This is a genomic window from Allobosea sp. 47.2.35 (genome assembly GCF_024655635.1).
Classification (GTDB): domain Bacteria; phylum Pseudomonadota; class Alphaproteobacteria; order Rhizobiales; family Beijerinckiaceae; genus Allobosea.
In genome coordinates this window covers 1-8,336 of the sequence record NZ_JANLGI010000044.1, presented here as the reverse complement: position 1 = coordinate 8,336, position 8,336 = coordinate 1, and the positions used below count along the sequence as shown (strand labels likewise).

8 protein-coding genes are annotated in these 8,336 nt (G+C 65.8%); 5 read left to right on the top strand and 3 right to left on the bottom strand.

The genetic code is table 11. The features are described from left to right. Positions 1-256 precede the first annotated feature (256 nt). Positions 257-1,123: a LysR substrate-binding domain-containing protein gene (locus tag NUV79_RS24900; RefSeq protein ID WP_257735767.1), complete on the bottom strand. Its 867-nt coding sequence runs from the start codon at positions 1,121-1,123 to the stop codon at positions 257-259. Positions 1,124-1,327: 204 nt separating this feature from the next. Here NUV79_RS24900 and ilvD point away from each other — a divergent pair, with 204 nt between their 5' ends. Together ilvD and NUV79_RS24890 are read left to right on the top strand one after the other, a co-directional pair. Then, positions 1,328-3,169 (top strand): dihydroxy-acid dehydratase, encoded by a 1,842-nt coding sequence (ilvD, locus tag NUV79_RS24895; protein WP_257735766.1) that lies wholly within the window; start codon positions 1,328-1,330, stop codon positions 3,167-3,169. Between the two features lie 111 nt (positions 3,170-3,280). Next, a complete protein-coding gene (locus NUV79_RS24890; RefSeq protein ID WP_257735765.1) occupies positions 3,281-4,216 on the top strand; it encodes a hypothetical protein in 936 nt (311 codons plus the stop codon). A gap of 58 nt (positions 4,217-4,274) precedes the next feature. Here the strand turns inward: NUV79_RS24890 and NUV79_RS24885 are convergent, their stop codons facing one another. Continuing rightward, positions 4,275-4,730, bottom strand: a complete 456-nt coding sequence (locus NUV79_RS24885; RefSeq protein WP_257735764.1) for a hypothetical protein — start codon at positions 4,728-4,730, stop codon at positions 4,275-4,277. Between the two features lie 235 nt (positions 4,731-4,965). On the opposite strand from NUV79_RS24885, the gene NUV79_RS24880 reads away from it, so the two are divergent. Both NUV79_RS24880 and NUV79_RS24875 read left to right on the top strand, forming a co-directional pair. Beyond that, complete coding sequence (locus tag NUV79_RS24880) at positions 4,966-5,409, top strand: Lrp/AsnC family transcriptional regulator (RefSeq protein ID WP_257735763.1); 444 nt, start codon at positions 4,966-4,968, stop codon at positions 5,407-5,409. 180 nt (positions 5,410-5,589) lie between these two features. Then, positions 5,590-6,717 (top strand): saccharopine dehydrogenase family protein, encoded by a 1,128-nt coding sequence (locus NUV79_RS24875; RefSeq protein WP_257735762.1) that lies wholly within the window; start codon positions 5,590-5,592, stop codon positions 6,715-6,717. 33 nt (positions 6,718-6,750) lie between these two features. On the opposite strand, the gene NUV79_RS24870 is transcribed toward NUV79_RS24875, so the two are convergent. After that, positions 6,751-7,365 (bottom strand): HAD family hydrolase, encoded by a 615-nt coding sequence (locus NUV79_RS24870; RefSeq protein WP_257735761.1) that lies wholly within the window; start codon positions 7,363-7,365, stop codon positions 6,751-6,753. Positions 7,366-7,463: 98 nt separating this feature from the next. On the opposite strand from NUV79_RS24870, the gene NUV79_RS24865 reads away from it, so the two are divergent. Beyond that, positions 7,464-8,336 (top strand): protein-methionine-sulfoxide reductase heme-binding subunit MsrQ (locus tag NUV79_RS24865; protein ID WP_257735760.1); only part of this gene is annotated, 873 nt, incomplete at its 3' end.

The following is an 8,336-nucleotide window of genomic DNA, read 5'->3' as shown; positions in this document are numbered from 1 at the left end:
GCGCAGAAGAGGCGCCGCTCAGCGGCGGCGCCGTCTCGATGGCCGGTTTATAGGCGGGACCCCTTTCTCCTGTCAACGCGCTTTTTGAAAGTTTTTCGACAAAAATGAGTTCCGTAATAAATCCAGAGACTTAAGACGAAAGGATAAGTTTGGAGCCGCGAATGGGCTGCTGCCGGACCTGTTTCGAAGCTCCTTCGCCGGCCAGCTGGACCTGCCCCGTTCCAGGCCAGCAGATAAAGCCTCGAAAGATACCGCCTCAGGGAAGAGGAGCGGCATCGCTCAGGGTTTCCGCGAGGAAGGCACTGAGTGCCGCGATAGCGGCAGATGCACGGCCCGGTGCCAGATGCAGCGCGATTTCGGAGGCCGGCAGAGCGGGCAGCCCGTGCTCAGGACCGAGCAACTGAAGACCGGGGCGGGCCGTACCTGCCTTGACCACGGTCAGCGCTACGCCGGACGCTGCCATCGCCTCGACAGCGCCGATACTCGACGACGAGAACAGAATGCGCCAGCGCAGTGCCGCCTCGTTCAAGGCGTCGAGTGCCCATTCACGAAACATGTTCGGTGCCTTCAGCAAGGCAAGCTGCAGCGGCTCCTCGAGAGAGAGGACCACGCGATCCGAACATGCCCAGGCGGTCTGCTCCTTGCGCAGTACCTCGCCGCGGCCGTCCCCGGCCTTCTGGGTGGCGAGCACGAGATCGAATTCCTCGCCGAGGCTGTTCAGGAGATCGCGCGTGAAGCCGGTCGTGACCTCCAGCTCGACCTCCGGATGCGAGCGGGCGAAGCGCGCCAGCGTCTCCGGCAGGACGATGGTGGCGTAATCGTCCATCACCGCGAGCCGGACCCGGCCGCTCACGCTCTGCGCATTGATGACGTCGAGCGCCTCGTCATGCAGCGCGACGATCCGGCGGGCATAGCCCAAGAACTGTTCGCCCGCGCGCGTGAGGAGAACCTCGTGCGGCGAACGCTGCAGCAGGATCTGGCCGGCGAGCTCCTCGAGGCGGCGGATCTGGGTGCTGACCGTCGACTGGCTGCGGAACAATGCGGCCGCGGCCCGCGTGAAGCTCCTGAGCTCCGCGATCGTGACGAAGCTGCGCAGCAGGTCCACGTCGATATTGCGCAGCATGGCGCGGCGTCCTCACTTCCCTCGCGGTTCGGCAGGAACCGTTATGGCAATTCGGAAACCATCTGTCCCATAGGCAGAGCCGGGAGCCGCCATGCGCGGCGCCGATCATGGAAATCGAAGAATTCAATTTTGCCGCAGGGCGCGCGGGCGATAGCGTATCGCCCAACGGGACAAATCCGAGCCCGAGACCGGAGACGCTTAGCAATGCCTCGCTTGAGATCCGCCACCTCCACCCATGGCCGCAACATGGCCGGCGCCCGCGGCCTGTGGCGCGCCACCGGCATGAAGGACAGCGATTTCGGCAAGCCGATCATCGCGGTGGTGAACTCCTTCACCCAGTTCGTGCCGGGCCATGTCCATCTCCAGGATCTCGGCCAATTGGTGGCGCGCGAGATCGAGAAGGCCGGCGGCGTCGCCAAGGAGTTCAACACGATCGCGGTCGATGACGGCATCGCCATGGGTCATGACGGCATGCTCTACAGCCTGCCTTCGCGCGAGTTGATCGCCGACAGCGTCGAATACATGGTCAACGCGCATTGCGCCGACGCGATGGTCTGCATCTCGAATTGCGACAAGATCACGCCGGGCATGCTGATGGCCTCGATGCGCCTGAACATCCCGACCGTGTTCGTCTCGGGCGGCCCGATGGAAGCCGGCAAGTTCATCGCCGAGGGCGTGCTCAAGAAGGTCGATCTCGTCGACGCGATGATCGCGGCGGCCGACGACAAGTATACCGACGCCGAGGTCGACGTGATCGAGCGCTCGGCCTGCCCGACCTGCGGCTCCTGCTCGGGCATGTTCACCGCGAACTCGATGAACTGCCTGACCGAAGCACTCGGCCTCGCGCTGCCGGGCAACGGCTCGACGCTCGCCACCCATGCCGACCGCAAGCGCCTCTTCGTCGAAGCCGGCCATCTGATCGTCGATCTCGCCCGCCGTTATTACGAGCAGGACGACGAGAGCGTCCTGCCGCGCCAAGTCGGCTCGTTCAAGGCCTTCGAGAACGCGATGACACTCGATATCGCCATGGGTGGCTCGACCAATACCGTGCTGCACCTGCTGGCGGCGGCGCATGAGGCCGAGATCGACTTCACGATGGCCGATATCGACCGGCTGTCGCGGCGCGTGCCCGTGCTCTGCAAGGTCGCGCCGGCCGTCGCCGACGTGCATATGGAAGACGTCCATCGCGCCGGCGGCATCATGGCGATCCTCGGCGAGCTCGACCGCGCCGGGCTGATCGACACCTCGCTGCCGACCGTCCATAGCGCCACGATGGCGGACGCGCTGGCGCGCTGGGACATCACGCAGACCCAGAGCGAGGCGGTGCGCTCCTTCTACAGCGCTGCGCCGGGCGGCGTGCCGACCCAGACCGCCTTCAGCCAGGACCGGCGCTTCGCCGAGCTCGACGCCGACCGCGAGAAGGGCGTGATCCGCAGCGCCGAGCATGCCTATTCCAAGGATGGCGGTCTCGCCGTGCTGTTCGGCAATATCGCGCTCGACGGCTGCATCGTGAAGACGGCGGGCGTCGACGCCTCCATCCTGAAATTCTCCGGCCCGGCCGTGATCTTCGAGAGCCAGGACGCTGCGGTCGAGGGCATCCTCAACCGCAAGGTCGCGCCCGGCGATATCGTGCTGATCCGCTATGAGGGACCGCGCGGCGGGCCCGGCATGCAGGAAATGCTCTATCCAACGAGCTACCTGAAGTCGAAGGGGCTCGGAAAGGCCTGTGCCCTGATCACCGACGGGCGCTTCTCGGGCGGCTCGTCCGGCCTCTCGATCGGCCATGTCTCGCCGGAAGCGGCGGAGGGCGGCGCGATCGGCCTCGTCGAGAGCGGCGACGTCATCGCGATCGATATCCCCAATCGCAGCATCTCGCTCGAGGTTTCCGACGAGGAGCTGGCGCGTCGTCGCGCGGCGATGGAAGCCAAGGGCAAGGATGCCTGGAAGCCGGCCGCGCCGCGCAAGCGCAAGGTCACGACCGCGCTGAAGGCCTATGCGGCGACGACGACGAGTGCGGCCCGCGGCGCGGTGCGCGTCGTCGATTGATGATTGCAGGGTCGCCCGGTCAATCAGGCCGGGCGACCTGACGAAAAAGCGGGTTCCCCCCGGCACCTATCCTGCTTTAGCCTTGGGATGGGCTTCAACGGAGGAACCTTGATGCGGGCCGCGATCGTCGCCCTGAGCTGTCTCCTGTCGCTGCCGGCCGCTGCCGCCGGCCCGTTCGGCAAGATCGTCGTCGGCAACTGGTCGGGCGGGACCTTCACCAACGACCAGACCGGCGCCTTCTCGCATTGCGCCGTCAGCGCCCGCTACAAGAGCGGCGTGACCATGCTGACCTCGGTGACGGCGCAATTCTCCTGGCTGCTCGGCTTCTCGAAGCCCGAATGGAAGCTCAGGACCGGTGAGACGCTGAAGCTCCAGCTCGTCTTCGACCGCAGCTCGACCATCGACGTGACCGCCAATATCAAGTCGCCGACGCTCGTCACCATCGCCATGCCGGCGCAATCCGCCCTGATCAACGCTTTCCGGCAGGGGCGCTATCTCGAACTGGTCGCCAATGACGCACGCTATACCTTCGCGCTGACCTCGACCGGCGAGATGCTGCCAGCGCTGGTCGAATGCGTGAAGCAGAGTGCCCATGTGCGCGGCCCGGTCACGCCTGGTGCGCCCGCCCAGGCCCAGACGCCTCAGCCGACGGAGCAGGAACGCGCCGCACGGGCCGAGAAGAAGGCGCTGCTGGAAAAGACGCGCGACCTGATCCGCACCAAGATGCTGGCCTGCATCGGCCGCGAGGGCGCGACGATGCTGCTCACCGACGAGAAGGCCGAGGTCGTCGCCAAGGCCGCCATGCTGTTCTGCAAGGGCGATGTCGATGCCCTGACCCATGCCACGATCGAACTCATCGAGAACGAGGACGGGCGGCCGGCCAACCGCAACGCGGTGCGCGATGCCGCGGAGAAGCGCGTCCAGGAGGTGGTGACCGCCCATGTCATCCGCTCGCGCGGCGAGATGATCGGCAAGGGCCGGCAGCAGACGCCACCGGCTCCGGCCCGGCCGGCCGATCCGGGATCGCGCCCTTCGCAATCCCTGTAGAAATGGAAACGCCGCGCCTCGCGGCGCGGCGTTCCGGAAACTTGCGTCTGGCTAAGGATCAGCTCTTCAGCTTGGTGTTGCACTGGCTCCAGTAGCCGCCGCCCTTCTCGATCCATTTCAGCTCGCCATTGGCATTGGCCGCCTTGTTGGCGTTGTACTGGTCGGCGCAGGTCTTGAGGCGGGCCTTGCCGGCGCTCTCGTTCGAATATTTCTGCGAAACGGCCTTCGGGAAGACCGCGGCCTTGGCCTTGCCGGCCGGCTTGGCGGCAGGAGCGGCAGCGGTCGGCGCCGGGGTGTCCGGCACGGCAGCCGCAGCATCCGCGTCATTGGCATCGTCATCGCCGCACTGGGCCTTGCGGAAATCGTTCCACTTCTGGCCCTTCAGCGTATTGGCCTTCTTGGCGTCCTGATACTTGGCACTGCATTCCTTCATCGTCAGCGCCGAGGCAGGCGTCACGGAGAAGGAGGCGAGAGCAAAGGCCGATGCTGATGCGAGAATGAAAGTCCTGAACATGGCGTTCTCCATGGCAAAGCGTGCTGCCGCCGGTCGGCATGCCACTCCGATTTGCGCCCCGAAGCAAGTCCCCTCCGGCGTGCCGACAATGCTTCGGACCACAAGATGTTCCTTTTCGGGCAGATTCCCGCTCCATGGCCCCTGAACGGCTCGCAGATCGCAGAGCGAACCGAGCCCTTGCGAGGCTGCCCCGTTTCCCTGCTATATGACGGCCCGCTGAACCGCTGGAGACGACATGGCACGGCCGTCAGACGCCGCAAAGGACCGCGATCTCATCCGCATCCTGACCGAGAACGCCCGCCTGCCGCTGTCGGAGATCGCCAAGCAGCTCGGCGTCTCCCGAGCGACGGCGCAGGGGCGGCTCAGCCGGCTCGAGCGCGACGGCGTGATCGCCGGCTACACCACGATCCTCGGCAAGGCGAGCCGGCCGGCGACCACCATTTCGGCGCTGATCATGATCGAGCTGGAGATGAAGCAGCAGGGCGGCGTCGTCGCCGCGCTGAAGAAACGGCCTGAAATCGTGCAGTGCCACACGCTGAGCGGCCATTTCGACCTCAGCGTCAAGATCGAGTGCGAGACCTCCAGCGACCTCGACACGATCATCGACTGGATCGCCGAGATGGAAGGCGTGCGCCGGACCATCTCCTCGGTGATTCTGGCCCGCAAGTTCGAACGCTGAGGACGAGCCCGCCGAGGCCCTCATCGTTTCCCATCACTCTTGATCATATCCCATCGAATTGACTGATCATAATCCCCTCCGCCGGCGATCCGCCTGTTAAAACCTGCACGGCTTGCGGCGATGCTGCGCATCGAGGGGGAGGCTCCTGGCCTGCCCGAGACCCCACCAGGAGATCGCAACATGACCATTCACAAGCGCATTGCCGTGCTCGGCGCCGGCCAGATCGGCGTCATCATCGCCGGCATGCTGGCCGAGCAGGGCCATCAGGTGACGCTGGCCGACGCCTCCGCCGCCCAGCTCAAGCACGCCGCCGGCGGCCGCTTTGCCACCGAGACCGTCGACGCGTCCAATCTCGATGCGCTGCGCGTGTTCCTCAAGGACCGCGACATCGTCGTCAGCGCCTGCCCCTATTTCCTCAACAAGGGCATCGCCAAGGTCGCGGCCGAGACCAAGACCCATTACTTCGACCTGACCGAGGACGTCGCCACCACCGCCTATATCAAGGACCTCGGCGAAACCTCCGATGTCGCGCTCGTTCCGCAATGCGGCCTGGCCCCGGGCTTCATCTGCATCCTCGGCGCCGATATGGCGGCACGCTTCGAGACCGTCCGCGCCATCAAGATGCGTGTCGGCGCGCTGCCGCTCTATCCGACCAATGCGCTGCGCTACAACGTGACCTGGTCGGTCGACGGCCTGATCAACGAGTACTGCAACCCCTGCGAGATCGTCTTCGACGGCCAGCCGACGCTGGTGCCGGCGCTGGAAGGCATCGAGAGCGTGATGATCGACGGCGTCGCCTACGAGGCCTTCAACACCTCGGGCGGGCTGGGCACCCTGACCGAGACGCTCGCCGGCAAGGTGCGCAACATGAGCTACAAGACGCTGCGCTATCCCGGCCATGCCGAGATCATGAAGCTCCTGCTGCGCGACCTCGACCTCGCCGATGACCGCGAGACGCTGCGCCGCATCCTGACGCATTCCGCGCCCTTCACCCGCAAGGACGTGGTCGTGATCTTCGTGACCGGCGTCGGCGAGCGCAACGGCCGCCTGGAGGAAGAGAGCGTCGTGCTGCGCTATGACGGCAATGACGAGCTCGGCGCGATCCAGCTCACCACCGCCGCCGGCTGCGTCGCGATGGTCGAGCTCTTCCTCGCCGGCAAGCTGCCCGCCAAGGGCTTCGTGCGCCAGGAAGACGCCGTCCTCGCCGATTTCCTCGCGACCAAGGCCGGCGCCCGGCTGGTCGGCGAAGCCCGCGGCGTCGATGCCGCCGGCCTCGTGCCGACCGTCGCGATCAAAAGCGCGGCCTGAGCGACCGCGCCCTTATCAGTCAGGCTCTGCCCGTCAGAGCCTGACGCCCAGGCCGCGCAGTTCAGCGCGCAGGTCGATGGGCTCGACGAAATGGACGGCCCGCATGCCGGCGGCGCGGGCCCCCACCACATTCTTCTCGCTGTCGTCGACGAAGATGCAGTCCCCGGCCTTCAGGCCATAGCGATCGAACAGCACCTCGTAGATCGCGCGCTCCGGCTTCAGCATCCGCTCATGGGCCGAGACGACGACTCCGTCGAAGCTCTGCAGGAACGGGAAGCGGATCAGGCATTCCGCCCATTTCTCGCGCGAGAAATTGGTGATGGCATAGACCTTCTCGCCCTGCCCTTTCAGCTCCTCCAGCACGGCGACGCTGTCAGCGATGGTATGGGGCACGCTGTCGTGCCAGCTCTCGTCGAAGGCGCGGATCTCGCGCTCCCATTCCGGATGCTGCTTGACCAGAAGGGCCACGCCCTCCTCCCAGGAGCGGCCGCGATCCTGCTCCAGATTCCAGTCGCCGGTGCAGATGTTCTGCATGAACCAATCGAGCCGCTCGGGCTCCGGGATCAGCGAGCGATAGATCAGCCGCGCATCCCAGCGCAGCAGGACGTTGCCGACATCGAAGACGACGATGGGAGTGCTGGAAGCCATGACCGAACCCGATTGAAAGGGCCGGCAGGACAACCCATTCACGCGCTTGTGTCCAGACGTGCAGGACAGGGGCCGACCCCATCGTTTATGCCGGGGTCATGAGCGCCCGTCCCGCCAATACAGCTTTACGAACCTGGCTGCCCTGGACCGACCGGCAGGGCCGGTTCTCGACCTTAAGGGCTGCCGCCTTCGCGCTGCTGCTCGTACCGGCGCTGATGCTGCTCTACGCGGCCTGGATGCACCAGCTCGGCTCGAAGCCCTGGACGCAGGCGATCCACCAGACCGGAACCTGGACGGTCAGGATCCTCATCGCCACGCTCGCGGTCTCGCCGTTCCGGCGGCTTTTCGACTGGGGCAAGCTTATCGGCATCCGCCGCATGCTCGGCCTCGGCGTGATGGCCTATGCGCTCGGGCATCTCGCGCTTTACTGCATCGACATGGCCTTCGACTGGGGGCTGATCGTCTCGGAGATCGTCAAGCGCTTCTACCTGACGATCGGCTTCGTCGCGCTGATCGGCCTCGTCGCGCAAGGCGTGACCTCGACCGACGGCATGATCCGGAGGCTCGGCAAGAACTGGCAGCGCCTGCACAACCTCGTCTATCCGATCGCGATGCTGGCGCTGCTGCATTTCGCGCTGCAATCGAAGATCGACGTCACCGAGCCCGTGCTGATGAGCGGGCTGTTCCTGCTGCTGATGCTCTATCGCGGATTGTATCGCTGGAAGCTGCCCGTCTCTGTGCCAGTGCTCGCGGGCGTGGCGCTTCTTGGAGGGCTGCTCACGGCCTGTCTCGAAGCCGGCTGGTATGCGGCGACCTCGGGCGTCTCAGCCTGGCTGGTTTTCCAGGCCAATGCCGACATCCTGACTTATCAGGACTATGCCTCGATCCGGCCGGCGCATTGGGTCACGCTCGCGGGCCTTGCGGTGGCGCTCGGCCATGGCCTGCGCGCCCCCCACCCCCCCCCCCCCCCG

Excerpts from the sequence above, each read along its gene's own strand:
- ilvD (WP_257735766.1), top strand. The coding sequence starts at position 1,328 with ATGCCTCGCTTGAGATCCGCCACCTCCACCCATGGCCGCAACATGGCC.
- NUV79_RS24890 (WP_257735765.1), top strand. The coding sequence starts at position 3,281 with ATGCGGGCCGCGATCGTCGCCCTGAGCTGTCTCCTGTCGCTGCCGGCC.
- NUV79_RS24870 (WP_257735761.1), bottom strand. The coding sequence starts at position 7,365 with ATGGCTTCCAGCACTCCCATCGTCGTCTTCGATGTCGGCAACGTCCTG.
- NUV79_RS24875 (WP_257735762.1), top strand. The coding sequence starts at position 5,590 with ATGACCATTCACAAGCGCATTGCCGTGCTCGGCGCCGGCCAGATCGGC.
- NUV79_RS24880 (WP_257735763.1), top strand. The coding sequence starts at position 4,966 with ATGGCACGGCCGTCAGACGCCGCAAAGGACCGCGATCTCATCCGCATC.
- NUV79_RS24885 (WP_257735764.1), bottom strand. The coding sequence starts at position 4,730 with ATGTTCAGGACTTTCATTCTCGCATCAGCATCGGCCTTTGCTCTCGCC.
- NUV79_RS24900 (WP_257735767.1), bottom strand. The coding sequence starts at position 1,123 with ATGCTGCGCAATATCGACGTGGACCTGCTGCGCAGCTTCGTCACGATC.